This window comes from Geothrix terrae (assembly GCF_022808775.1).
GTDB lineage: Bacteria > Acidobacteriota > Holophagae > Holophagales > Holophagaceae > Geothrix > Geothrix terrae.
In genome coordinates, this window is record NZ_JAKZLA010000002.1 from 269,369 (window position 1) to 293,492 (window position 24,124).

Annotated in this window: 21 protein-coding genes and 1 pseudogene; 14 read left to right on the plus strand and 8 right to left on the minus strand. The window is 70.1% G+C overall.

Translation table 11 applies throughout. The features are described 5' to 3' along the window. Positions 1-6 precede the first annotated feature (6 nt). The 6 genes from MLE42_RS04340 to MLE42_RS04365 all read left to right on the plus strand — a co-directional run bounded on the left by MLE42_RS04340 (position 7) and on the right by MLE42_RS04365 (position 5,695). Complete coding sequence (locus MLE42_RS04340; RefSeq protein ID WP_243286661.1) at positions 7-1,044, plus strand: alpha/beta hydrolase; 1,038 nt, start codon at positions 7-9, stop codon at positions 1,042-1,044. A 158-nt stretch (positions 1,045-1,202) separates the two neighbouring features. Further along, positions 1,203-2,393 carry a winged helix-turn-helix domain-containing protein gene (locus tag MLE42_RS04345; RefSeq protein WP_243286662.1) on the plus strand — a complete coding sequence of 397 codons (1,191 nt, stop codon included), beginning with the start codon at positions 1,203-1,205 and terminating at the stop codon, positions 2,391-2,393. After that, entirely contained in the window at positions 2,390-3,007 is a 618-nt protein-coding gene (locus tag MLE42_RS04350) for a methyltransferase domain-containing protein (protein ID WP_243286663.1), read from the plus strand. The genes MLE42_RS04345 and MLE42_RS04350 overlap by 4 nt, the downstream gene beginning before the upstream one ends. A gap of 62 nt (positions 3,008-3,069) precedes the next feature. Beyond that, entirely contained in the window at positions 3,070-4,080 is a 1,011-nt protein-coding gene (locus tag MLE42_RS04355) for an ABC transporter substrate-binding protein (RefSeq protein WP_420843076.1), read from the plus strand. Then, complete coding sequence (locus tag MLE42_RS04360; RefSeq protein ID WP_243286665.1) at positions 4,077-4,895, plus strand: ABC transporter permease; 819 nt, start codon at positions 4,077-4,079, stop codon at positions 4,893-4,895. Before MLE42_RS04355 ends, MLE42_RS04360 begins: the two co-directional genes overlap by 4 nt. Further along, a complete protein-coding gene (locus tag MLE42_RS04365) occupies positions 4,892-5,695 on the plus strand; it encodes an ABC transporter ATP-binding protein (RefSeq protein WP_243286666.1) in 804 nt (267 codons plus the stop codon). The genes MLE42_RS04360 and MLE42_RS04365 overlap by 4 nt, the downstream gene beginning before the upstream one ends. Here MLE42_RS04365 and MLE42_RS04370 read toward each other — a convergent pair. From MLE42_RS04370 to MLE42_RS04380, 3 genes are all read right to left on the minus strand, one after another. Continuing rightward, a complete protein-coding gene (locus MLE42_RS04370; RefSeq protein WP_243286667.1) occupies positions 5,692-6,708 on the minus strand; it encodes a hypothetical protein in 1,017 nt (338 codons plus the stop codon). The two genes, MLE42_RS04365 and MLE42_RS04370, sit on opposite strands and share 4 nt — an antisense overlap. A 165-nt stretch (positions 6,709-6,873) precedes the next feature. After that, positions 6,874-7,068, minus strand: coding sequence for a YgaP family membrane protein (locus MLE42_RS04375; RefSeq protein WP_243286668.1), 195 nt, complete (start codon positions 7,066-7,068; stop codon positions 6,874-6,876). An 11-nt stretch (positions 7,069-7,079) separates the two neighbouring features. Beyond that, positions 7,080-7,391 (minus strand): hypothetical protein, encoded by a 312-nt coding sequence (locus tag MLE42_RS04380; RefSeq protein WP_243286669.1) that lies wholly within the window; start codon positions 7,389-7,391, stop codon positions 7,080-7,082. Between the two features lie 62 nt (positions 7,392-7,453). Here MLE42_RS04380 and MLE42_RS04385 point away from each other — a divergent pair, with 62 nt between their 5' ends. Continuing rightward, a complete protein-coding gene (locus tag MLE42_RS04385; RefSeq protein WP_243286670.1) occupies positions 7,454-8,083 on the plus strand; it encodes an HAD family hydrolase in 630 nt (209 codons plus the stop codon). Here MLE42_RS04385 and MLE42_RS04390 read toward each other — a convergent pair whose 3' ends face one another. The 3 genes from MLE42_RS04390 to MLE42_RS04400 are packed head-to-tail and all read right to left on the minus strand — an operon-like array spanning position 8,084 to position 11,595. Beyond that, positions 8,084-8,560, minus strand: coding sequence for a pyridoxamine 5'-phosphate oxidase family protein (locus tag MLE42_RS04390; protein WP_243286671.1), 477 nt, complete (start codon positions 8,558-8,560; stop codon positions 8,084-8,086). Then, on the minus strand, positions 8,557-11,085 hold the full coding sequence (gene mutS, locus MLE42_RS04395; protein WP_243286672.1) for a DNA mismatch repair protein MutS: 2,529 nt from the start codon (positions 11,083-11,085) through the stop codon (positions 8,557-8,559). Before mutS ends, MLE42_RS04390 begins: the two co-directional genes overlap by 4 nt. Before the next feature lie 33 nt (positions 11,086-11,118). Beyond that, positions 11,119-11,595, minus strand: a complete 477-nt coding sequence (locus MLE42_RS04400) for a GxxExxY protein (protein WP_243286673.1) — start codon at positions 11,593-11,595, stop codon at positions 11,119-11,121. Positions 11,596-11,672: 77 nt separating this feature from the next. On the opposite strand from MLE42_RS04400, the gene MLE42_RS04405 reads away from it, so the two are divergent. Together MLE42_RS04405 and MLE42_RS16000 are read left to right on the plus strand one after the other, a co-directional pair. Continuing rightward, a complete protein-coding gene (locus MLE42_RS04405) occupies positions 11,673-12,764 on the plus strand; it encodes an NAD(P)/FAD-dependent oxidoreductase (RefSeq protein WP_243286674.1) in 1,092 nt (363 codons plus the stop codon). A gap of 324 nt (positions 12,765-13,088) precedes the next feature. After that, positions 13,089-16,103 carry a serine/threonine-protein kinase gene (locus MLE42_RS16000; protein WP_275975703.1) on the plus strand — a complete coding sequence of 1,005 codons (3,015 nt, stop codon included), beginning with the start codon at positions 13,089-13,091 and terminating at the stop codon, positions 16,101-16,103. Positions 16,104-16,118: 15 nt separating this feature from the next. Here MLE42_RS16000 and MLE42_RS16350 read toward each other — a convergent pair. After that, positions 16,119-16,317: pseudogene (locus MLE42_RS16350) on the minus strand (hypothetical protein). 105 nt (positions 16,318-16,422) lie between these two features. Between MLE42_RS16350 and clpB the strand changes: the two are divergent. From clpB to MLE42_RS04435, 5 genes are all read left to right on the plus strand, one after another. Then, complete coding sequence (gene clpB / locus MLE42_RS04415; RefSeq protein ID WP_243286675.1) at positions 16,423-18,996, plus strand: ATP-dependent chaperone ClpB; 2,574 nt, start codon at positions 16,423-16,425, stop codon at positions 18,994-18,996. Between the two features lie 115 nt (positions 18,997-19,111). Further along, positions 19,112-19,303: a hypothetical protein gene (locus MLE42_RS04420; RefSeq protein WP_243286676.1), complete on the plus strand. Its 192-nt coding sequence runs from the start codon at positions 19,112-19,114 to the stop codon at positions 19,301-19,303. 135 nt (positions 19,304-19,438) lie between these two features. Beyond that, entirely contained in the window at positions 19,439-20,875 is a 1,437-nt protein-coding gene (locus MLE42_RS04425) for an HD domain-containing phosphohydrolase (RefSeq protein WP_243286677.1), read from the plus strand. A gap of 31 nt (positions 20,876-20,906) precedes the next feature. Then, positions 20,907-21,917 (plus strand): glycoside hydrolase family 3 N-terminal domain-containing protein, encoded by a 1,011-nt coding sequence (locus tag MLE42_RS04430; RefSeq protein WP_243286678.1) that lies wholly within the window; start codon positions 20,907-20,909, stop codon positions 21,915-21,917. Next, positions 21,917-22,837: a diguanylate cyclase gene (locus MLE42_RS04435; protein WP_243286679.1), complete on the plus strand. Its 921-nt coding sequence runs from the start codon at positions 21,917-21,919 to the stop codon at positions 22,835-22,837. Before MLE42_RS04430 ends, MLE42_RS04435 begins: the two co-directional genes overlap by 1 nt. Before the next feature lie 91 nt (positions 22,838-22,928). Here MLE42_RS04435 and metK read toward each other — a convergent pair whose 3' ends face one another. Next, positions 22,929-24,071, minus strand: a complete 1,143-nt coding sequence (metK, locus tag MLE42_RS04440) for a methionine adenosyltransferase (RefSeq protein ID WP_243286680.1) — start codon at positions 24,069-24,071, stop codon at positions 22,929-22,931. Positions 24,072-24,124: the final 53 nt, after the last annotated feature.

The following is a 24,124-nucleotide window of genomic DNA, read 5'->3' on the forward strand; positions in this document are numbered from 1 at the left end:
TCTACGATGATCCATCCTCGCATCCGCCTGGGCGCGGGTTCCCTGCTTTCTCTCGCTCTTGCGGCCCACGGGGCGGCCACGCAAGCCCCCTCGACGGTGCCAAGCGCGGCATCGGGACACCGGATTCCGTCCAGCCAGCCAGGGCTCTCCCTCTTCATCCATCATGCGATGCCCCGCGTGCCCCGGGCGGGGGCCCTCCCGGTGCTGATCCTGCACGGGGCCACCTTCCCTACGGAGCTGGCCGCGGGATGGCGGATGAACGGTACATCCTGGATGGATGAATGGACCGACCGCGGCTACGAGGTCTGGGCCTTGGACTTCCTGGGCTACGGCCGTTCGGACCGCTACCCGGAGTTGGCGAAGCCACCCCAGGCCGGACAGGTCCTCGGCAGCCTCGATGACTTGGTGGATCAGGTGGCCCGGGCCGTGGACCACATCCAGGCCAGGTCCCATGTCCGCCGTGTACTTCTCGTGGCTCACTCGGCCGGGACCTTCGTGGCCGGCCGGTACGCGGAACGGCACCCCGATCGCGTGGCGCGCCTGGCGCTCTTCGGCGCCCCGGCCCCGGACGATTCGAGCGCCTCGAATCCGGGTGGGCCTTCGAAGGCCAAGGCGCAATTCGGCTGGTTCCCCGTGAGCGTGGAGACCCAGATGAACGCCTTCGAATCGAAGGTGAAGACCTCAGGACGCATCGATGCCCGGATGCTCCAGACCTGGGGCGAGGCCTACCTCGCTTCGGACCCATTCAGCGATGCCCGGGGCGTGCATGTGCCTTCGGGCTTGAATGCCGCCTTCTCGGAGATGGACCGGTCGGGCCGGCTCCCCTACGCGCCGGAGCGCGTCCGCTGCCCCACGCTCGTCATCGTGGGCGAGTGGGACGGGGTGGCCCCGCCCAGCCAGGCGTTCCGCCTCTTCCACGACCTGGGGGCCCCCTTGAAACGCCTGGTGGTGCTCAGCCAGGGCGGCCACCGGCTGCACCTGGAGGCCAGCCGCCATCAGCTCTACCGGGAGATCGAGACCTTCTTCGCCGGGGGGGATGAATGAAGCCCGGGGCCCTGACCCCGCTCTCCACCTGAACCTGAGGCCCCATGACATGCGTGACCGCGGCCAGGCCCCCGAGGACAGCCGGAAGCGGCACCGTCAGAGGGGAGCTGACGGCCGGCGGGGGGCCGCCTATCCTGGCTTTCCATCACCGAGTCGCCATGACCCACCCTCCGACCCTATCTGCCAACCGCGCCGCCCGCCTCCTCCTCGGCGCCCAGGGGCTGCTGGACGAGCCCGCCCGGCGCGCCACGGCGGCCTCTGTGCAGGCCCTCATCGAGAAGCTGGGGTTCGTGCAGATGGACACCATCAACGTCGTGGCGCGGGCCCACGACCTCACGCTCTCCAGCCGCCTGGACGGCTACCGGCCGGAGCACCTGAAGAAGCTGCTGGAGGACAAGCGGAGCCTGTTCGAGGCCTTCACCCACGATGCCTCCGCCATCCCCACGGCCTGGTTCGGGCACTGGAAGCCGCGCTTTGCGCGGGACCGGGAGCGCATCCACGCCCACGCCTGGTGGCAGAGCCACTTCCGCGGAACGGATGGCGCCCGAGTGGTGGGGGATGTGAAGGCCCGCATCGAGCGCGAGGGTCCGCTGAAGTCCTCGGACTTCGAGCACCCGGAGAAACGCGGGCCCTGGTGGGGCTGGAAGCCGCAGAAGGCCGCCCTGGACTTCCTGTGGCGCAGCGGCGAGCTGATGATCCCGCGGCGCGAAGGCTTCCAGAAGCTGTACGACCTCACCGAGCGGGTGCTGCCGGACCACCACGCCCTGCCCTGCCCGGACCCCGATGCGCACGTGGAATGGGCCTGCGCCAGCGCCGCCGAGCGGCTCGTGATCTTCACGCCGAAGGAACTGGCGGAGTTCTGGGCCTCCATCGAGGCCGCCGAGGCCAAGACCTGGTGCGACCGCGCGGCGAAGGCCGGCCGCATCGTCGCTGTGACCGTGGACGGCGATGATGGCGAAGCCCGCCCCGCCTTCGCGCTGGCGGACTGGGAGAAGCGCCTGGCAAAGCTGCCCGATCCTCCGGAGCGCACGCGGCTGCTCTGCCCCTTCGATCCGGTGCTGCGGGACCGCACCCGGGCGCTGCGCCGCTTCGGCTTCGACTATCGCTTCGAGGCCTTCGTGCCCGAGCCCAAACGCCAGTATGGCTACTTCGTGCTGCCCATTCTCGAAGGCGAGCGCTTCGTGGGCCGCCTCGATCCCAAGCTCCACCGAGACCGCGGCCTGCTGGAGATCAAGGGCCTCTGGTGGGAGCCCGGCGTCAAGGCCACCAAAGCCCGGAAGCGAGGCCTGGACGAAGCCCTGGAACGCCTGGCCGCCTTCGTGGGCGCCACGGAGATCGTCCTCCCATGACCGCCCACTCCGACTACTGGAACGCATTCTACGATGACGGGGCCCGGCCCGGCTGGGACATGGCGCGACCCACGCCCGTGCTGGCGGAGGCCCTGGCCTGCGCCGCGGCCGCGGGACTGGCGCCAGGCGCCTCCGTCGTCGTGCCCGGCTGCGGCTACGGCCACGATGCCGCCGGGCTGGAGGCCGAGGGCTTCGTGGTCACGGGTTTGGACTTCGCGCCCCTGGCCCTCCAGGGCGCCCGGGCGCGCTACGGCGACCGGGTCACCTGGTCGTCGGCGGACTGGTTCTCTCCGCAGCTCGGCCCCCTGGGGCCTGTCCCTGGCCCCTGGGACGCCATCTTCGACCACACCTGCTTCGTGGCCATGGACCCGGAGCGGCGCCGGGACTACGTGGAGGCCTGCGCGCGCCACCTGAGGCCCGGTGGTCTTTGGATGGTCGTGGTCTTCGACGACGTCCAGGGACGCCCCGGCCCGCCGCATGCCATTCCGCTGGAGACTTGCCGCGATCTCGCCCTCCCGCGCTTCGAAATCCTCCACCTCGCGCGAGCCTCCGCCAGTCATCCCCGCCGGGCGGGGCGCGAGCTGCTGATGGTGGCGAGGCGCAGGCAGGATTGACCGATGCCCCTCCGGGAATCCTTGGCCTAGAATGGTCCAAACCCCCGGAGTACCCCATGCGGATGAAGCCTCTGGCCTTCCTTCTCTCGCTTTCCACGCTGAGCCTGCTGGCCCAGGACGTGGTGCGTCTGGGCAACCTGAAGTTCGCCCACTACGGCGCCGTGTCCTACATGAAGGAGATCGCGCCGAAGTACAACCTGAAGATCGACGAGCGGATGTTCGCCAAGGGCATCGACATCAACCCCGCCATCGTGGCGGGCGAGATCGACGCCAGCGCCGCGGCGCTGGATGCCGCCATCGCGGGCCGGGCCCAGGGCGTGCCCATCTACGTGGTGGCCGGCTTCGCCAGGGGCGGGGCCCGCATCGTGGTGAACGCCTCCACGGGCATCAAGTCGCTGAGGGACCTCAAGGGCAAGAAGGTGGGCGTGGCCCGCGGCGGGGCGCAGGAAGTGCTGCTCCTGGCCGAGCTGGCGAAGGCCGGCCTGACCTGGTCCGACAAGCCCGGCAAGGACGTGCTGGTGCTCTACATGCCCTTCGCGGACCTGAACCAGGCCCTCATGGCCAAGAACATCGACGCCATGTGCCAGAGCGAGCCCTACAGCTCCCAGGCCATCAACCGGAAGTTCGGCGTGGAGCTGCTGAAGCCCTATGACACCCCCATCGGCGAGCCCATCCGCGCCCTGGTCATCACCGAGAAGCTCTACAAGGAGCGCCGTGACGTGGCCCGCCGCTTCCTGCTCTGCTTCGTGGAGGCCACCAAGAAGTTCATCGACGACCCCAAGCTGGCCGAGAAGTACGTCCGCGAGAACATGTTCAAGAACCAGATCAGCGCCGAGGACTACCAGGACGCCATCGGCAACTCCCCCTTCAGCTATGACATCACCACGGAGCATGTGCAGATCACCACGGACCTGATGGCCAAGTACGGCGTAGGCAAGATGGCCGCGCCGCCCAAGGCCTCCGATTGGGTGAAGCTCGACCTCCTGGCCGAGGCCAAGAAGCAGCTGAAGATCGACCAGCCGGCGGCGGCTCCCAAGAAGGCGGCCCCCGCCAAGAAGGTGAAGAAGGGATGAAGCGCTACAAGCACGCCGCCTCCGGCATCCTCGTTCCGCTGGCGGCCCTGGCCCTCTGGCAGCTGCTGTCCGCCAAGGGCTGGGTGAACGCCACCATCCTGCCGTCCCCCATGCAGGTGCTCACCAAGTGGTGGACCTACCTGCGGCCCCTGGAGGCCTTCGATCCGGCCCAGGGCTCGTACCTCAAGTGGTGCTTCTCCGGCGAGCTGCCGCAGGACGCCATGGGGAGCCTCTACCGCGTGCTCGTGGGCTTCGCCATCGGCACGGGTCTGGCCCTTCCCCTGGGCCTGGCCATGGGGTACAGCAAGGTGGTCTACGCCCTCTTCAACCCCCTCATCCAGGTGCTGCGGCCCATCCCGCCCATCGCCTACATCCCGCTGTCCATCCTGTGGTTCGGCCTGGGCAACCCGCCGGCCATCTTCCTCATCAGCATCGGGGCCTTCTTCCCGGTGCTGATGAACACGGTCACGGGCGTGCAGAATGTGGACAGCATCTACCTGCGCGTGGGCCGCAACCTGGGGGCCTCGCGGTTCACCCAGTTCACGCGCATCATCCTGCCGGCTGCCACGCCCTACATCTTCACGGGCGCGCGCATCGGCATGGGCACCGCCTTCATCGTGGTGATCGTCTCCGAGATGATCGCCGTGAACAACGGCCTGGGCTACCGCATCCTGGAGGCCCGCGAGTACCTCTGGTCCGACAAGATCATCGCCGGCATGTTCACCATCGGCCTGCTGGGCCTGGGCATCGACACGGTCATGAGCCGCCTCAGCTCGCGCATGCTGCGCTGGCACCGCGGCCTGGAGCAGGGATGAGCGCGATGGACAGCCACATTTCCGTCCAGGGCGTCCACAAGGTCTTCCAGAGCGGGGGCCAGGACGTGTACGCCCTCAAGGCCATCGACCTCGAGATCGCCCGGGGCGAGTTCGTCTGCCTGCTGGGTCCCTCGGGCTGCGGGAAATCCACGCTGCTCAACGCGGTCGCGGGCTTCAGCCTGCCCAGCTCCGGCCACATCGTGGTCGAGGGGGCGCGGATCGGGGCTCCCGGCCCCGATCGCGGCATGGTCTTCCAGGAGTACGCGCTGTTCCCCTGGATGACCGTGGAGCAGAACATCGCCTTCGGCCTCCAGATCAAGGGGCAGCCGAAGGCCGCCATCCAGTCCAAGGTGGACAGCCTGCTGGGGCTCCTGCATCTCCAGGATTTCCGGAAACGCTTCCCCAAGGACCTGAGCGGCGGCATGCGCCAGCGCGTGGCCATCGCCCGGGTGCTGGCCCTGGACTCGCCCATCATGCTCATGGACGAGCCCTTCGGCGCCCTCGACGCCCTCACCCGCCGCAACCTGCAGGACGAGCTGCTGCGCCTCTGGACCGAGCTGAAGAAGACCATCCTCTTCGTCACCCACAGCATCGAGGAGGCCCTCTACCTGGCGGACCGCACCGTGGTGATGACCTACCGGCCCGGCACCATCAAGCGCGATCTGCGCGTGGACTTGCCGCGCCCCCGCGACGTGGCCAGCCCCGGCTTCAACGCATTGAAGAAGGAGCTGAGCCTGCTCCTCATGGAGGAGCAGAACCGGCACGAGCAGGACGAGTTCCGCGGCGCGGCGGTGGACTAAGGTCCGCTACGCAGCACAGGGTTGGACGCCAGGCGGTCGTGCCAGAACAGCAGCTCGATGCCGACGGTCACCCGGTACTCCCGGCCCCAGTGGTATGCGCGGTTCCACTCGATCTCCGGCGCGACGATGTAGTAGATCCAGCGGTTTCGCAGCTCACGCTTGAGAAAGCACGTGAGGAGGTACCTGTTCGCCTGCCCCGGCGTGCCCAGGACGCTGAACCGGACGCTGGTGCCCCGGGCCATGTCCCCGCCGCTGATGCGCCGGCCGATGTCGGTCTCCCGCAGAAGCTCCGTGACATAACCCAGGCTGAGGTCCGCCTCCCACTCCCAGCCTTTGCCGCCCCCCGGGACCGCGCGGTCGGCATCGCGTGATTTCTCGCTCCACTTGAGGGAGGCGGCCGACCGGAAGTTCCAGAAGCCCTGCCACCGGTCCGCCATCATGGAGGTGATCTCGCCGGGACCATCCCGGCTCTCCCAGTACATCCGCTCGAAGGGGTAGACCTTCCATCGCCCCGCGGTCCAGGTGGGGCTCCAGTCCAGGTGCGTGTAGAGCTGGGGGCGGATGCTGGTCATGAGGCCCAGCGTGGCGTGGAGATCCTCCGTCCAGCTCCGCTCCACCCCGATCCGCGCCGCCCGCCGCGCCTCGATGGGGGGAGCCCCGGGCGTCAGGGTGGGATCCAGGGTGGTCACTTTCAGCTTCAGGCGGCGGTCGGCATTGGGCAGATAGACCTTGGCATCCAGGTCGAGGAGGCCTTTCAGGTGGAAGTGGTCCTCCGGATCCAGATCGGGGAGTGCGTACAGGCCCAGACGGAGCTCGAAGGGCGGCACCGGCAGCGGCTCGGTCCCTTTGCGCACGAACCAGCGGTCGATCCGCTCCACCTTCGGTTGCAGGAAGTGGTACGTCCTCGCCTGGAACTGATCCAGCTTCTGGCCGAACGAGGCCGGGACGGGAGGCCCCGGCTCCCCGTCCGCCCACGCACACCCAGGCTCCACCCCGCACAGGAGCGGCAGCACGCCGGATCGGAGGCATCTGCGGATTCGCGGGAAGGCTCGCATGGGGCCCACCTACGCAAGGCAGATCAGTGTCCCACCAATCGGCCCGGACGGGGCCCTGGAAAAGGAAAAAACAGGCACACCTTGGCCCACCTCCGGCGGGGGACGAGACGGGACCCGTTTCCTCTACTTCTTCGGGCAGGTGTTCACGCCCACCAGGGTGTAGAGCGGGCAGAACCCCGCGAAGGCGGTCACCAGGGGCACCAGCCCGAGGAGGCCGAACCAGCGGGCGTTGCCCTTCAGCAGGAACAGCAGGCTCAGCAGCACGAGCCCAACCAGGATGCGCACGACCTTGTCGGTGCCTCCGACGTTCATCTGCATGGGAACCTCCTTCAGGTTTGAGGGGGAAGGGTCGGTGGAACGGGGGGGGCCTCCGGCCCCCGGCCCCGGGTGGCGAGGGCCACGGCCAGGGTCCAGAGGGGCGCCAGGTTCAGCCAGGGGACGGCCTCGGTGACGAACGAGGGCAGGAAGGCCCAGTGGAAACCGAGCATCGCCCACATCACGACCATGGTGATCAGGTCCAGGCCCGCGCTCAGGAACCAGCCCACGGGGCCAGTGAGGTCCGCGGGCACCTGGATGGCGTCCACGGCCAAGGCGATGGCCCATGCCACACGGATGCGCGTCTTGCTGAGGGGCCGGATCATGGAGGAAGTCTACGCCCGGTCGCCTGGAATGCGAGGATGGAAGCCCCGCCACCGGATGCCCCATGACCCTCGCGCCACCCGCCCCCCCTGCCATCCGGGCCGTGATCTTCGACTTCGGCCAGGTGGTCTGCACCTTCGACAACCGCCGCATGTACCGCGCCCTCTCGGACCTCTGCGGCCTGCCGGAGCAGGATCTGGCCCGGCGCGTGGCCCAATCCGACCTTCCGCGAGCCTACGAGACCGGCAAGATCTCCTCCCCGGCCTTCCTGGAGGGACTGTCCGCCCTGTGCGGCTTCGCCTTCCCCGAGGCCGCCTTCGTCCGGGCTTTCACAGACATCTTTGTGCCGATCCCGTCCACCTTCGACCTGATCCGGCGCCTGAGGCCCCGCTACCGCCTGGGCCTGCTCTCCAACACCAGCCCCTGGCACGCGGAGCACGGCATCCGGACCACCGGGGTGTTCCCCCTCTTCGACGCCGTGACCTTCTCCTACGAGGTGGGCGCCATGAAGCCCGATCCCCGCATCTACCGGGACATGCTGGCCAAGCTCCGCCTCCCGCCCGAGGCCTGCGCCTTCATCGACGACCTCCCGGAGAACGTCGAAGGCGCCCGGGCCATCGGGATGCACGGAATCACCTACCCAGGGCCGACGGCCCTCCTGACCGCACTCCGGGCGCTTGGCGTCGAGCCCTGATCAGCGGCGGGCCTTTCCCGTGGCCCGCTCGATGCGGATGCGCACGACCGCCGTGCGGAAGAGATCCTTGCCGATTTCCCGCGCCACCACGTCCGCATGGCCGGGGGCGAAGCGCAGCCCCAGGGCCTGCAGGGCCGACCGCTTCTCCGCCTCGTCCGCGATCAGCTCCGCGTGGCCGAAGACGATGACGCTGGCATAGCGGGTGGCCAGCTCCGCCGGAAGGGGCTCCGCCAGGGTCACGGCGCAGTACGAGACCTTCGGGTTGACGGCCAGGTTGTCCAGCTTGTGCCCCTTGGTGGCGCAGTGGAGGATCAGGCTGCCCTCCACCACCGCGTGGTTCACCGGCACCGCGTAGGGCCAGCCGTCGGCGTCCACCGTGGCCAGCACGCCCCACTCCGCCTCGTCGAGCAGCTTCATGGCCTCGGCTTCGGTCAGGGCGCGGTCCCGGCGGCGGATGGGGTGGTTCGGGGCGCTCATGGGCGGTCCTTCTGCTTCATGGCCAGCCAGTTCAGCGCGTCGAGCGGTGTCATGCGGCTGAGGTCCAGGGCCTCCAGCTCGGCGCGGAGGGGATCGGCCTCGACTTCGAACAGCGGCAGGGCCGGCTGCAGCACCGTGGGCGCTTTGAGGGGGGTCTCGGGAGACTGGGCCAGCAGGCGCTGGGCCTTCTGGATGACGGCCTTCGGCAGGCCCGCCAGCCTCGCCACCTGGATGCCGTAGCTGCGGTCCGCGGGGCCCGGGGCCACGCGGTGGAGGAAGTGCAGCTGCTCCTCCCACTCCTGGACTTCCACATGGAGGTTCTGGATCCGGGCGTCGTCCGCCAGCTTCGTCATCTCGAAGTAGTGCGTGGCGAAGAGCGTCCGCGGCGCGCCAGATTTCAAATCGCGCAGGAAGACGGCGATGGCCTCGGCCAGGGCCAGGCCGTCGCGCGTGGAGGTGCCGCGGCCGATCTCGTCCAGGATCACGAGGCTCGCGGGGGTCGCCTGGTTGAGGATCCGCGCGGTCTCCGTCATCTCCACCATGAAGGTGGACTGGCCCTTGGCCAGCTGATCCGAGGCGCCGATGCGCGTGAAGATGCGGTCCACCAGGCCGAAGCGCATGAGCTCCGCGGGCACGAAGGAGCCCGTCTGGGCCAGCACCACGAGCAGCGCGGCCATCCGCAGGAAGGTGGACTTGCCGCCCATGTTGGGGCCCGTCACCACCGCCATGGGCTGGTCGGCGGTGAACTGGAGGTCGTTGGGAATGCACTCGCGGCCCAGGCGCGCCTCCAGCATGGGGTGGCGGGCGGAGGCCAGCACCAGCTCCCGCGCCTCGCCCAGCTCGGGACGCGTCCAGCCCGACAGCCGCGCCCGCTCCGCCAAGGCCGCCAGCACATCCAGCGCAGCGACAGCCCGGGCCAGACGGGTGAGGTCCGCGCGATGCTCCAGCACCAGGGCCAGCAGCCGCTGGAACTGCACGGCCTCCAGGCGGACCTGGTCGCTCTCGGCGCTCAGGAGCCGCTGCTCGAAGGCCACCAGCTTCTCCGTGGTGAAGCGCTCGGCGTTGGCCAGCGTCTGCTTGCGGAGGAAGTGCCCGGGCACCGCGCCCAGGTTGGCCTTGGTGATCTCGAAGTAGTAGCCGAACACCCGGTTGTACTTGATTTTCAGGCTGGCGATGCCCGAGGCGGCGCGCTCTTCCTCCTCGAGTTCGAGCATCACCTGCTTGGCGTCCCGGGCCAGACGGCGCACGGCGTCCAGCTCCGCATCCACGCCCTCGCGGATGACGCCACCCTTCTCCAGGTCCAGGGGCGGAGCTTCCGCGAGGCAGCGCTGGAGCTCCGACAGCAGGGGCGTGCAGAGCGGCGTCTCCGAAGGCCAGAGGCCCAGATCCGCCACTTCCGTGGCCCAGCCTTCATCCTGGATCTTCGCCGGCAGCTTCTGGAGCACGGCCAGGCCCTCGCGGAGCTGGGCCAGCTCCGGCGGCGCGGCCAGGCCCAGGGCCACGCGGCCCAGCAGGCGGTCCAGGTCCGGCACCTGGTCCAGCAGGCCCTGGATGGGCGTGCGACGTCGGTCCTCCGTGAGCCAGGCCACCTGGGACCAGCGGCGTTCCAGGTCGCCGCGGTCCCGCAGCGGCTGTTCCAGCCAGGCCTTCAGCAACCGAGAGCCCAGCCGCGTGCGGCACTGGTCCAGCAGGGCCAGCAGCGAGCCCGCGCGGCCGCCGTCCAGGCCATTGGCCAGCACCTCCAGATGCCGGGCACTGGTGGCGTCCAGCAGCGGGCCCGAGGCGCCCAGCTCGAGGGACACGCCCTGAAGGTGCGCGGGACGCCCCTTCTGCGTGGTCTCCACATGATCCAGCAGGGCCGCCAGAGCGCCCAGGGCGGCCGGGTAGGGGTCGAGCCCCACGCCCTCCAGGTGCTGCCAGCCGAAGAAGGCCAGCACCTGCTGCTTCGCGCGGGAGGGCTCGAAGCGCCAGGCGGGCAGGCGCGTGCGGGCGGCCTCCAGATCGGGGAGATCCGCGGCGCCTTCGGCCAGGATGAGCTCCTGGGGGCCCAGGCGCTCCAGAGTGGCCCGCAGGGCTTCCTCGCCCTCGCCGGGCAGTACGCGCAGGGCCCCGGAGGCCAGCTGCAGCAGGGCCAGGCCCCAGGCGCTGCCGGAACGATGCAGCGCGCAGAGCCAGCGGGCGTCGTCGTCCAGCCAGGTGCCGGGCGTGATGATGCGCTTGATGGCGCGGGGGAGGAGGCCCTTGACCTCTTCGGCCTTGGCCGTAGGCTCGGCGATGGCCGCGGAGAAGCCCGCCGCCAGCAGCTTCGGAAGGTACGAATCCAGCGCGAAGTGGGGCACCCCGCACATGGGGGTTTCCGATTCCGTGCCCTTGCCGCGCATGGTGAGCGCGATCTCCAGCACCGGCGCCGCCCGCACCGCGTCCTCGCCCAGGATCTCGTAGAAATCCCCCATCCGCGTGAGCAGCACGGCCTCCCCCGCCTCGCGCTTGAGACCCGCGATCTGCTGCATCATCGGCGTGGACATAGGCTTCCTGACCTGAAAGAAAAAAGGAATGAATTAAGCGGAGGGAAGCGGAGGGGCGGAGGAAAGCGGAGAAACCCTGGGGTTCAGGATGCGCTTGATGCCGCCGTCCTTCATGGGCCAACGCCAGAAGTTGAGGAGGAATCCAAGCCGTTTGGAGGCGCAACGCAGATAGGTCAACAGCTGTGCCTCGTGGAAATCCGTGAGGTGCTCCACGGTCTTCAATTCCAGCACGATCTCGCCCTCGACCAGCAGGTCCATCCGGTAGGCGACGGGAATCTCCAGGTTTTCGTAATGTATGCCGAGGGGAACTTGACGTTCGACCTTGAGCCCAGCCTTCTCGAGTTCGTAGGCCAGGCAAGCCTCATAGGCGCTTTCGAGCAGGCCGGGACCCAAGGCGCGCTGGACCTTGATGGCACAGCCCAGGATCGCCTCTGTCAAACGTTCCTGTTCCAGGCCCCCGCTCTCCTCCGCCACTCCGCTCTCCTCCGCTTCTTTCCCGATTCCTTTCACCAGGAAATCCTCATGCTCATGCCGTGACGTGAACCCCGATCTTCCCACAGCCGCTGGATTGCCGCGAAGATGGAGCCATGGAACGGGTGGACAGCATCGTCATCGGAGCGGGCGTCGTGGGCCTGGCCCTGGCCCGCGAGCTGGCCCTCCGGGGCCGCGAGGTGGTGCTGCTGGAAGCCGAAGACCGCGTCGGCACCGGCATCAGCTCCCGCAACAGCGAGGTCATCCACGCGGGCATCTACTATCCGACGGATTCCCTCAAGGCCCGCCTCTGCGTGGCCGGGAACCGGGCCCTCTACGCCTACTGCGCCGCCCGCGGCGTAGCGCACCGCCGCTGCGGCAAGCTCATCGTCGCCACGGAGCCCGGCCAGGTGGACGCCCTGAGGGCCCTCCAGGCCAAGGCCGAAGCCAACGGCGTGCGGGACCTCCGGTGGCTGGAGCCGGACGAAGCCCGCGCCCTGGAGCCCCGGCTCCGCTGCGCCGCGGCCCTGCTCTCCCCCAGCACGGGCATCGTGGACAGCCACGGCCTCATGCGGGCCCTGCGCATGGACGCGGAGGCCGCGGGCGCGGCCGTGGTGCTGAAAAGCCCCGTCCTCGGTGGCCTGGACACGCCGGAGGGCCTGCGGGTGGACGTGGGCGGCGCCGAGCCCATGAGCCTCGTGGCAGCGCGCGTGTTCAACTGCGCGGGCCTGGGCGCCCAGGCCGTGGCGCGGGGCTTCGCGGGCATCCGCCCCGGCAGCGTGCCGCCCCTGCACCTCTCGAAGGGCAGCTACTTCTCCCTGGCCGGCGCGGCCCCCTTCTCGCGGCTGGTCTACCCGGTGCCCGACGGGAGCCACCTGGGCGTGCACCTCACCCTGGACCTGGCAGGCCAGGCCCGGTTCGGGCCGGACATGGAGTGGGTGGACCGCGAGAGCTACGACGTGGACATCCGCCGGGCCGACGGCTTCTACGCCGAAGTCCGCAAGTACTGGCCCGGCCTCTCCGACGGCGCCCTCCAGCCCGCCTACGCCGGCATGCGGCCCAAGCTCCACGGCCCCGGGGAGCCCGCCCCCGACTTCGTCATCCAGCGCGAGGAGGTCCACGGGGTCCCCGGCCTGGTGAACCTGTTCGGCATCGAGTCCCCGGGCCTCACCGCCAGCCTGGCCCTGGCGAAGGAAGTGGCGGGCTAGGCCGCCGATTCACGCCGGACCACTGGACCTTCAAGGCCGAGGTTCTCTCGGTGGACTTCGGCAAGGTCTCCGTGGATGCAGGGACCCACACGGCCGGCATACCCTCGATCGCCGATCCCTCCGGCACCTCCATCCCCCCGGTCAGCCTAAAGGCGGAAGTCGCCCGTATCGGCTTCAGCTACACGTCCTGAATCCGGGCCCGGATCGGGCCGCCGGCGAATGAGCCGGCGTGAGCGGGCTCATTGCTTGGGGGGGCTTCCACGCGGGCGCCGGGTTTTCTGAGACACCCGCGGGCTCCAGGGTCGATAATCCTGAGGCCCGCCCATGACCGACCTCCTCCCGGATCCCCCCTCACCCTCTTCCGGCCCTGGCGGAAGGGGGGACGACTGGACCGCCGCCACTCCGGAACCACCGCAGGATGCGACCCGGCTCGAGCGGACCGACCGGCCCTCCTGGAACTCCGGCGACCGCACCCCCGGCCTGAGCCACGCGGAACTCCTGGCCCGCTTCCCGCTGCCCCGGGAGGGGCGCTACGAGGCCCTGGAGGTGGTCGCCGAGGGCGGGATGGGGGTGGTTTACCGGGCCTTCGACCGCCAGCTGCAGCGCACCGTGGCCATCAAGCTCCTCAAGCGGCTGGAACGGGAGGACACCGAGCGCTTCCTCCAGGAGGCGCGGGTCCAGGCCCAGCTGGAACACCCGAACATCTGCCACATCTTCGAGGTCGGCGAGGCGAACGGGCAACCCTACCTCGTCATGCAGTTCGTGGATGGCCCGACCCTCCGGGAAGCCAATGCGGGCCTCGACCTGCGGGCCAAGGTGGAGGTCATCCTCCAGACCGCCGAGGCCCTGCACGCCTGCCATCGCGCCGGCATCGTCCACCGCGATGTCAAGCCTGGCAACGTGATGCTGCAGAAGACCGACAAGGGCCTGCACGCCTACCTCATGGACTTCGGTGTGGCGCGGGATCTGGACGCCATCTCGCACACCCACACCCACGCCATCATGGGCACCCCCATGTACCTGAGCCCCGAGCAGGCGCTGGGCCGCGCCGACAAGGTGGACCGCCGCTCGGATGTCTACGCCCTCGGCACCCTCCTCTACGAGTGCGTCGCGGGAGTGCCCCCCTTCCGGGGCGCGACCCCGCTGGCCCTGCTGAGGAGCATCGCCGAAGACGAGCCCATGCCCCCGGCCCGCCTCGCCCCCGGGCTTCCGCGGGACCTCCAGACCATCATCCTCAAGGCCCTGGAGAAGGAACCTGAGCGCCGCTACGACTCGGCCCGGGCCTTCGGCGAGGACCTCCGCCGCTTCCTCGACGGCGATCCGATCCAGGCCCGGCGTCCCTCCCTCCTCTACCGCGCGGATCGGCTCTTCCGGCGGAACCGGCCGGCGGCGATCCTCCTGACCTGCTTCCTCCTGGCGGCGGTCTACGGCCTCTTCTCCGCCCTGAGGGCCCGTTCCCAGGCGCGCTTCGCCCAGCAGCTGGCCCAGGAGGTGGAGCGCCTCAACAGCCGCATCTTCCAGGTGCGCAGCCTGCCCCGACACCCCACGGGTCCGGAGCTTCTGGAGGTCCGCGCCGCCCTGGCGCGGCTCCAGGCCGAGACCGAGGTACAGGGGCGCTGGGCCCAGGGGCCCGCCCGCCTCGCCCTCGGTCGCGGCCACCTCGCCCTGGGGGACCTGGAGCAGGCCCGCATCCAGCTCGAGGCGGCCCGGAAGGCCGTGCCCCGGGATCCGGACGCCGCCCAGGCCCTCGGCACCACCCTGGCGCGCCTCTACGTGGCGGAGCTCGAAGGCCTCCATGGCCAGGCCCTGGAGGAGCGCCGCCGGGACCTGGAGTCCACCCTCCGCGGTCCGGCCCTGGCCCTCCTGCGTGAGGCGCAGGGCCGAAGCCTGGAGGGCTCCGCCTACGCCGAGGGCCTGCTCGCCCTCGTGGAGGGCCGCCATGACGAGGCCCTGCAGAAGGCGAAGGAGGCCCAGGCCCTTCAGCCCTGGTTCCCGGAGCCCTGGCTGCTGGAAGCCGAAGTCCGCCAGGAGGTGGCCTTCGACCTGCTCGCCAAAGGCCGGCGGGAGGATGCCCTGGCCCAGATCGGAGAGGAGGGCGCCGCCCTCGCGGCGGCCCAGGACCGCGCCCGCAGCGCCCCCGAGCCCCTGGTGGAGGAGGCCCAGCGCCGCTTCGTCCTGCTGGGCCTGAAGGTGGACCAGGGCCAGGCCACCCCGGTGGATCGCGACTGGGCGCTCGCCCCCGTCCGCGAGGCCCTGACGGTGGACCGTGACAACTGGCGGGCGCACAGCTACGGGACCGCCATCCACCGCCGCTGGGCCGCCTACCTCCTGAACCACGGCGAGGACCCCAGCTCCGAACTCGACGCCGCCGCGTCGGACGCCGAGATGGCCCTCACGCTCCGGCCCGCCGAGGCCGCCCTGTGGGTGAACTGGGCCACGGTCCTGCGCAACCGCGCCGAGCGCGAGATGGCCCAGGGACGGGATCCGGAGCCGTTCCTGTCCAAGGCGGAGGCCGGCCTTCAGAAGGCGCTCGGGCAGCCGCGCCTGCACGACTACCTCCTGGACGCGCTCGGCAACATCCACGCCCTGCGGGGCGAGCGCCAGCTCCAGACCGGAAAGGATCCGACGGCGGAGGTCCGGGCCGCTGCCAATCATCTGGAAGCCGCCTCCGCCCTGCGCCCCTGGGTCGGCCACGACTACAGCGAGGGCGCGGCCTACCAGACTCTGGCCCAGTACCAGGCCTGGGCCGGCGCCGATCCCCACGCCGCGCTCCAGGAGGCCCTGCGCTGTCACCGGAAGGGCCTGGCCCTCCAGCCCTCGTCGCGGCTCTCGCGCCTGGGCCTGGCCACCGCCCTCCTGGATCGGGCCGCCGCGGATCTGAACCAGGGCCGGGACGCCACCGCGGACCTGGCCGAGGCCCGACGGGAGATCGGAAGCGTCCTGGCCCGGGGCCCTGGCCAGGCGGACGCCCTGGCGGCCAGCGCCCGCGAGCGGCTGCTTTCGGCCCTCGCCGCCCGCGCCTCCGCGCCGGCCCGGGAGGCCCTGGACCTCCAGAGACGCGCCGTGATGGCCGCCCCTGGCAACCCCGGCCTCCAGCTCGCCTGGGGAGCCCTGGCCCTCGAGGCCGCCCGGGAGCTGCGGCTGCCCCTGGACCCCGGCGCGGCCGCCGCCCTCCGCAGCGCCGCCCGCACGCGTCCCTGGGACGGCTGGGCCCAGCTGCTGGACGCGGAGCGGGTGAAGCGGGAGGGGCGCCCGGACGAGGCCCGGACCCTGGCAGCCAAGGCCCTCCAGCTCAACCCGACGCTGAAGCGCGAGGCGGCGAGGCGGGGCCTGGCCTGAACCGGCGGCCTCCGCTCAGCGAGCCACCTCCGCAGCCAGCAGCTCCAGGTCGCTCCCAGGCGATCGGCGCGCTTCCCAGAACTGCCGATACTGGGCGAGCCAGCCGGAGGCCTTGCCGTGGGGCTTCGTCTCCAGCCGGCAGGCTCATATGGAAGGGTTCGGCCAGAGCCTTGACGGTGGCCTCGCCCGAGGACAGGCGGGAAGGATCCGCCAGGGCAGCGAAGGTAGAGCGGGGGGAAGGAGCGTACGTTTAATTTATAGAAGAAAATTTTAGTGTAATCCAATCATATTTGTCTCATCATGGAACCCGAGGTGGTTCATGTCCCTCCTTCCCTTCACCCAGAAAGCCAACGACGCCCTGGTGGCCGCCCGCGAGCGGGCCGTGGCGGACCAGCACCCGGAGCTGGTGCCCCAGCACCTCCTTCTGGCCCTGCTCGCCCCCGAGGCCGGCCTCCGCCCCCTGCTGGAGCGGGCTGGACTGGCGCCCGAATCCACCCAGGGCCTGGTGGATGCCGCCGATGACCTCGTCGCGAAGCTGCCCCGAGCCGTCGGGGGCGCCGAGCCCCAGGTGGGCGCGGCCTTCCGCCATTTCCTCGAAGTCGCCAGCGACACGGGCCGGGGCCTAGGCGACCGTTTCCTGGCCACGGACGCCCTGCTGCTGGCCCTCAGCAACGCCCACACGGACGCCAAGAAGGTGCTGGAGCGCTTCGGCCTGGACCGGAAGGCGCTGGAGGCCGCCATCCGCGAGACCCGCAAGGGCTCGAAGGTGGAGGACGAGAAGGCCGAAGAGAAGTTCGCCAGCCTGGAGAAGTACGCCAAGGACTACACGGCCCTGGCCGAGGCCGGGAAGCTCGATCCCGTCATCGGCCGCGACGAGGAGATCCGCCGCGTGCTGCAGGTGCTCTCGCGGCGCACCAAGAACAACCCCGTGCTCATCGGCGAGCCCGGCGTGGGCAAGACCGCCATCGTGGAGGGCCTGGCCCAGCGCATCCACAAGCGCGATGTGCCGGAGAGCCTGAAGGGCCTGAGGGTCATGGGCCTGGACATGGGGTCCCTGGTGGCCGGCACCCAGTACCGCGGGCAGTTCGAGGAGCGCCTCAAGGGCGTCATCGAGGAGGTGGAGAAGGCCGAGGGCCAGATCGTCCTCTTCATCGACGAGCTGCACCTGCTGGTGGGCGCGGGGGCGGTGTCGGGCGGTATGGACGCCGCCAACCTGCTGAAGCCGGCCCTGGCGCGGGGCGAGCTGCGCTGCATCGGCGCCACCACCCTGGACGAGTACCGCAAGCACATCGAGAAGGATGCCGCCCTGGAGCGCCGCTTCCAGCCGGTGCTGGTGGACGAGCCCTCGGTGGAGGACGCCATCTCCATCCTGCGCGGCCTGAAGGAGCGCTACGAGCTGCATCACGGCGTGCGCATCCAGGATGCCGCCCTGGTGGCCGCGGCCCACCTGAGCCAGCGCTACATCTCCGACCGCTTCCTGCCGGACAAGGCCGTGGACCTCATGGACGAGGCCGCCAGCGCCGTGCGCATGCAGATCGACAGCCGCCCCACGGAGATCGATGTCCGCGAGCGCCGCGAGATGCAGCTGCAGCTGGAGCGGCACTCCCTCACGAAGGAGAAGGATGCGGCCAGCCGCGCGCGCCTGGCCGATCTCGAGAAGGAACTGGCCGAGCTGAACGAGGAGCTGTCCAAGCTCCGGGCCCAGTGGGAGAACGAGAAGAAGGTCATCGAGGGCACGCGGGGCCTCCAGAAGAAGCTGGACGACCTGCGCATCGAGCTGGACCAGGCCAAGACGAAGGGCGAGTACGAGCGGGCCTCGCGGCTCGAGTACGGCGAGATCCCCGCCCTGGAGAAGCAGATCGCCGCCACCTCGCCCAAGGAGAGCGCCATGCTGCGCCTGGAGGTGGGCGAGCCGGATGTGGCGGCCATCGTCAGCCGCTGGACCGGCATCCCCGTGAGCCGCATCCTCGAAGGCGAGGTGGAGAAGCTCCTGAAGATGGAGGCCCGCCTCGGCGAGCGCGTGGTGGGCCAGGATCCGGCCCTGACGGCCATCTCCGACGCCCTGAGGCGCAACCGCGCCGGCCTGGGCGATCCCAAGCGACCCATCGGCAGCTTCCTCTTCCTGGGCCCCACGGGCGTGGGCAAGACGGAGGTGGCCCGGGCCCTGGCGGAGTTCCTCTTCGACGACGAGAACGCCCTGGTGCGCATCGACATGAGCGAGTTCACCCACGAGGCCGACGCCACGCGCCTCATCGGCGCCGCGCCGGGCTACGTGGGCTACGAGGAGGGCGGCCGGCTCACGGAGGCCATCCGCCGTCGCCCGTATGCCGTGATCCTGCTCGATGAGATGGAGAAGGCCCACCCCCGCACCTTCGACCTCTTCCTCCAGGTGCTGGAGGACGGGCGCCTCACGGACGGTCAGGGCCGCACGGTGAACTTCCGCAACACGGTGGTGCTCATGACCACCAACCTGGGCAGCCAGGCCATCTACGATGCCGGCGGCGACGCCACCAAGGCCGAAGCCGCGGTCATGGCGGCCCTGCACGGCCACTTCCGGCCCGAGTTCCTCAACCGCCTGGACGAAGTCGTCATCTTCCGGTCCCTCAGCCAGGACGACATGAAGGCCGTGGCCCGCATCCAGCTCAAGCGGGTGGAGGCCCTGCTGAAGGAGCAGCGGCTGGACCTGGAGGTGCCGGAGGAGGCCCTGGACTGGCTGGCGTCGGAGGGCTTCGACCCCCACTACGGCGCCCGCCCGCTCAAGCGGCTCATCCAGCAGTCCGTCGTCAATCCGCTCTCCCGCCTCATCCTCCAGGGCCAGCTCCAGCCCGGCGGCCGGGCCCTGCTCTCGGTCCGCGACGGCCAGCTCCTGGTCGAGGGCGAGGCCGTCCAGTAGGCGCCCTCGCCCGGCAGCCGCTCACCCGGCGCTCTGCTTGGGTTCACGGGCCGGGCCTGCTCCCCCGCGATCGGACGCGCCACGGGCGCGTCCTCCCACTCGGCCCGCGCTGCGCTTGGCCTCGCGGAGCGGGTCCCGCGGCTTCGACCCCCACTACGGCGCCCGGCCGCTCAAGCGCCTCATCCAGCAGTCCGTCGTCAATCCGCTCTCCCGCCTCATCCTCCAGGGCCAGCTTCAGCCCGGCGGCCGGGCCCTGCTCTCGGTTCGCGACGGCCAGCTCCTGGTCGAAGGCGAGGCCGTCCAGTAGGCGCCCTCGCCCGGCAGCCGCTCACCCGGCGCTGCGCTTGGGTTCACGGGAGATGCAGGCAGAAAACGCCGCATCCGTGCGAAACTTGGCCCAGGCTTGGCCCCACCCGATGAGGCCCAGGTACACGGAGCCCGCGTGCCTCTCTCCCCTCCCATCCCCATCTTGATCGTGGACGACGAGGCCGATCTCCGGAACCTCCTGGTGGAGGCGCTGGTGGACCATGGCTATGACGCCACCGGCGCCGAGGATGGCGCCCGGGCCCTGGAGCAGGTCCGTCAGAAGCATTTCCCGGTCATCTTCACCGACCTCAACATGCCGGGCGGGCTGTCGGGCCTGGAGCTGCTGCGGGCGATCCACGACGAGGACCCGCGCAGCCTCGGCATCCTGATGACGGGCTACGCGACCACGGAATCGGCCATCCAGGCCCTCAAGCGCGGGGCCTACGACTTCATCCAGAAGCCCTTCAAGCTGGTGGAGATCGAAGCCAGCCTGGGGCGGGCCCTGGAGCATTACCGGCTGCTGCGGGAGAACGAGGAGTACCAGCAGAACCTTGAGCGCATGGTGGAGGCCCGCACCCAGGAGATCCTGGGGCTGAAGAACGACATCGAGCGGCTCTTCGAAGGCTTCGTGAACGCCTCCGTGACCGCCATCGAGGCCCGTGATCCCAGCACCTCCGGCCATTCTAGCCGCGTGGCCGAGCTCACCGTGGGCCTGGCGGAGGCGGTGAACCGCACGTCCGGCGGCCCCTACGGCCAGCTCCACTTCACGCCGATCCAGATCCGCGAGATCCGCTACGCCAGCCTGCTCCACGACTTTGGGAAGGTCGGGGTCCGCGAGCAGGTGCTGGTGAAGGCCAAGAAGCTGCCCCACGAGCGTCTGGAGAGCCTCTATCAGCGCCTCCACCAGCGTTCCGTCGAATCATTGCGGGACCGGATCCTCGAGGCCTGGGGCCAGGGGCGGACCTTCGACGAGGTTCAGCTCGAGGAGCTGCTGCGCCACCAGGAGGAGGAGACCCGGCGCATCATGGACCTGGTGCGGCGGAGCAACGAGCCCACGGTGCTGCCCCAGGAGGTGGCCCAGGAGCTGGACCGGCTGGAGGACCTCACCTACCAGCACTGGAGCGGGGACCGGCGGGTCCTCTTCGAACCCGACGACCTGGACCTGCTGCGGATCCCCAAGGGAAGCCTCTCCACCGAGGAGCGGGAGGAGATCCAGAGCCATGTCACCCACACCTACCGCTTCCTCACCCAGATCCCATGGACCCACGAGCTGGCCGGTGTGCCCGACATCGCCTACGCCCACCACGAGCGCCTGAACGGGCACGGGTACCCCAGGCGGCTGACGGAACCGGACATCCCCGTGCAGAGCCGGCTCATGGCCGTCACCGACGTATACGACGCCCTCACCGCGGCCGACCGCCCCTACAAGGCCGCCGTGAGCCTGGAGCGCAGCCTGGAGATCCTGGACCAGGAGGCCAAGGTGAACCTGCTGGATGCCGAGGCCCTGCGCATCTTCATCGAGGCCCGGATCTACGAGCGCACCATGGTGCACGGGAGAACGAACGTCTCATGACCGGCGCGGGCCCTCAAGGTAAGGTGAGGGGATGACCAGCCCGCAGCAGCTTCTCTGGACCGGCTTCCGGGGCCTCGACACCGCGGAGGTGGACCTCCCGTTCGCCCCTGGGGGGATCATCCTCTTCGGGCGGAACCTGGACCCGGACCCCGGGTCGGGCCCCGCCCGCTGCCGGACCCTCATCGATGGCCTCCAGGCCCGCTACGGACGGGACCTGCCGCTGGCCGTGGCCCTGGACCAGGAGGGAGGCCCCGTGAGCCGCTTGCGTCCCTGGGTGGGGACCACCCCGCCCCTGCGCCGCATCTGGACCGGCGGCGGCGCCGCGGCCTGCGAGGCCTGGGGCCGCCTCTGGGGCGAGGGCCTCAGCCTGCTGGGCTTCAACGTGGACTTCGCGCCCGTGGTGGACCTCTGGGATGGCCACCCGGACGCGGGCATCGGCGACCGGGCCGCCAGCGCGGAGCCTTCCGAGGTCGCCGCCGCCGCCGGGGCCTTTCTCCACGGCCTGGAATCCACCGGAGTCCGGGGCTGCCTGAAGCACTTCCCAGGCCTGGGCGGCACGACCCTGGACAGCCACAAGGGTCTGCCCGGCCTGGAGGTGGCTGCCCAGGTGGATCGCAACGCCGCGGCCTTCCTCCCTCTCGCCCACGCGGACCGGCTGGTGATGGTGGCCCACCTCCGCACGCCCGCCTCGACCCCCCTGCCCGCCAGCCTGCACCGCGGTTCCGTGGCCTCCAACCCCTGGGGCATCCAGGGGCGGTTCCTGCCGGACGACCTGGAGATGGGCGGCTGCGCGGACTGGAGCTGGGACGACCGGGTGCGCCTGTCGCTGGAAGCCGGCCACCAGTGGCTGCTGGTCTGCCAGAGCCCCGAGGGCTGGACCGCCTGCGCCGAGGCCGCGGGCCGCCTTCCCGAGTCCCTGTGGGCCTCCCCCGTCCGAGCCGCCCGGGCCATGCGGCGCCACCTGCCCCCCGCCCCTCCCTTCGGGGCCGCGGCCTGGGACGGCTGGCTCAAGCGGCTCCGGAGCGCGGCCGATAGGGTCTGATGAGCGCCCGCGTCCTCATCGTCGACGACAACGCCATGATCCGGAACGAGATCAAGGCGGTCCTCATGCGCGACGGGGGATTCACGCACTTCCTGGAAGCCGCGGACGGCCTCACGGCCTTCAAGACCATCATGGAGACGCCGCCGGACCTGGTGCTCTGCGACCTGGTGATGCCGGGCTTCGACGGCCTGAAATTCCTCGGCCTCAAGGCCAGCCGCAAGGAACTGGAGCAGATCCCCGTGATCATGCTCACCGCCGAGGACGACTTGGACCGCAAGGCCGAGATCCTCGCCCGGGGCGCCTCCGACTACGTCACCAAGCCCTTCCACGAGAAGGAGCTCCTGGCCAGGGTCCGCATCCACACCAAGCTCAAGCGCCTCCAGGACGAGCTCCGCGAGATGAACGCCCGCCTCGAGGGTCTGTCCGTCACCGACGCCCTCACGGGCCTGGCGAACCGGCGCCTCCTGTACTCCCGGCTGGAGGAGGAGGTGCGGCGAGCCCGGCGCACCAAGGTGCCCCTCTCCGTCGTGATGATCGACATCGACCACTTCAAGAACGTGAACGACACCTACGGCCACGCCATGGGCGACCTGGTGCTGCGCAACATCGGGGCCCTGCTGAACGCGTCCATCCGGGCCACGGACCTGGCCGCGCGCTACGGGGGGGAGGAGCTCACCCTGGTGCTTCCCTACACCGACTGCGCCGCGGCCCTCCAGGTGGCCGAGGGCCTGCGGCTGAAGATCGCCGGCCAGCCTCACACCCTGGGCGGCACCACCCTCCAGAAGACCGTCAGCCTCGGCGTCTCCTCCCGCAGCGGCCAGGCCGAGATGCCTGGCGCGGAGGAGCTGCTGAAGCTGGCTGATGAAGCCCTCTACCGCGCCAAGCAGGGCGGGAGGAACCGGGTGGAACGGGCGGAGTAGCCCTCGGCTCTCAGCTATCAGCCACAAAAAAAACGCGGCCCAGAGGGCCGCATCCATTTCCATCGAGAGCCGATGGCTGAGAGCTGAGAGCCTATTTCGCGGCCTTCCGCAGCGCCTCGATCTTGTCTGTGTTCTCCCAGCTGAACTCCGGACGGCCGAAGTGGCCGTAGGCGGACGTCGCCCGGTAGATGGGCTTGCGGAGATCCAGGGCTTCGATCATGGCCTTGGGGGTGCAGCTGAAGACCTCACGCACGGCGCGCACGATGGCCTCGTCCGACACCTGGCCGGTGCCGAAGGTGTCCACGGCGATGGAGACGGGCTCGGCCACGCCGATGGCGTAGGCCAGCTGGATCTCGCAGCGGTCCGCCAGGCCGGCGGCCACGATGTTCTTGGCGATGTAGCGGCCCATGTAGGCGGCACTGCGGTCCACCTTGCTGGGATCCTTCCCCGAGAAGGCGCCGCCGCCGTGGTGGCCGCTGCCGCCGTAGGTATCCACGATGATCTTGCGGCCCGTGAGGCCCGTATCACCCATGGGCCCGCCCACCACGAATCGGCCGGTGGGGTTCACGTGGAAGATGGTCTGCGGGTCCAGCAGCTCCTGGGGCAGGGCCGCCTTGATGACATCCTGCACCACCGCGTCGCGGATGCTGTTCTGGGTGATGTGCTCGTCGTGCTGGGTGGAGATGACGACGGTGTGGATGCGCCGGACCTGGTCTCCGTCGTATTCCACCGTCACCTGGGACTTGCCGTCGGGGCGCAGCCAGGGCAGCTCGCCGTTCTTGCGGACCTCGGCCAGCTTCCGGGTCAGCGAATGGGCGAAGTGCACGGGCGCGGGCATCAGCTCCGGCGTCTCCCGGCAGGCGTAGCCGAACATCAGACCCTGGTCGCCGGCACCGCCGGTGTCCACGCCCATGGCGATGTCGGGGCTCTGCTGGTCGATGGTGACCATCACCGCGCAGGTCGCGTAGTCGAAGCCCTTGATGTGGTGGTCGTAGCCGATGTCCTTCACCACGTCGCGCACCAGCGCGGCGACGGGGATGTAGGTCTCGGTGGTGATCTCGCCCGCCACCAGCACGAGGCCCGTGGTGAGGAGGGTCTCGCAGGCCACGCGGCTGCGAGGATCGTCCTTGAGGGCCGCGTCCAGCACGGCGTCGGAGATCTGGTCCGCCATCTTGTCGGGATGGCCTTCGGTGACGCTTTCGGATGTGAAGAGATGACGCCCCTGGGCGGCCATGCCTGACTCCTGGGAACTCCTCCGGACGATCTCGGAGGAAACGGAAAGTATAT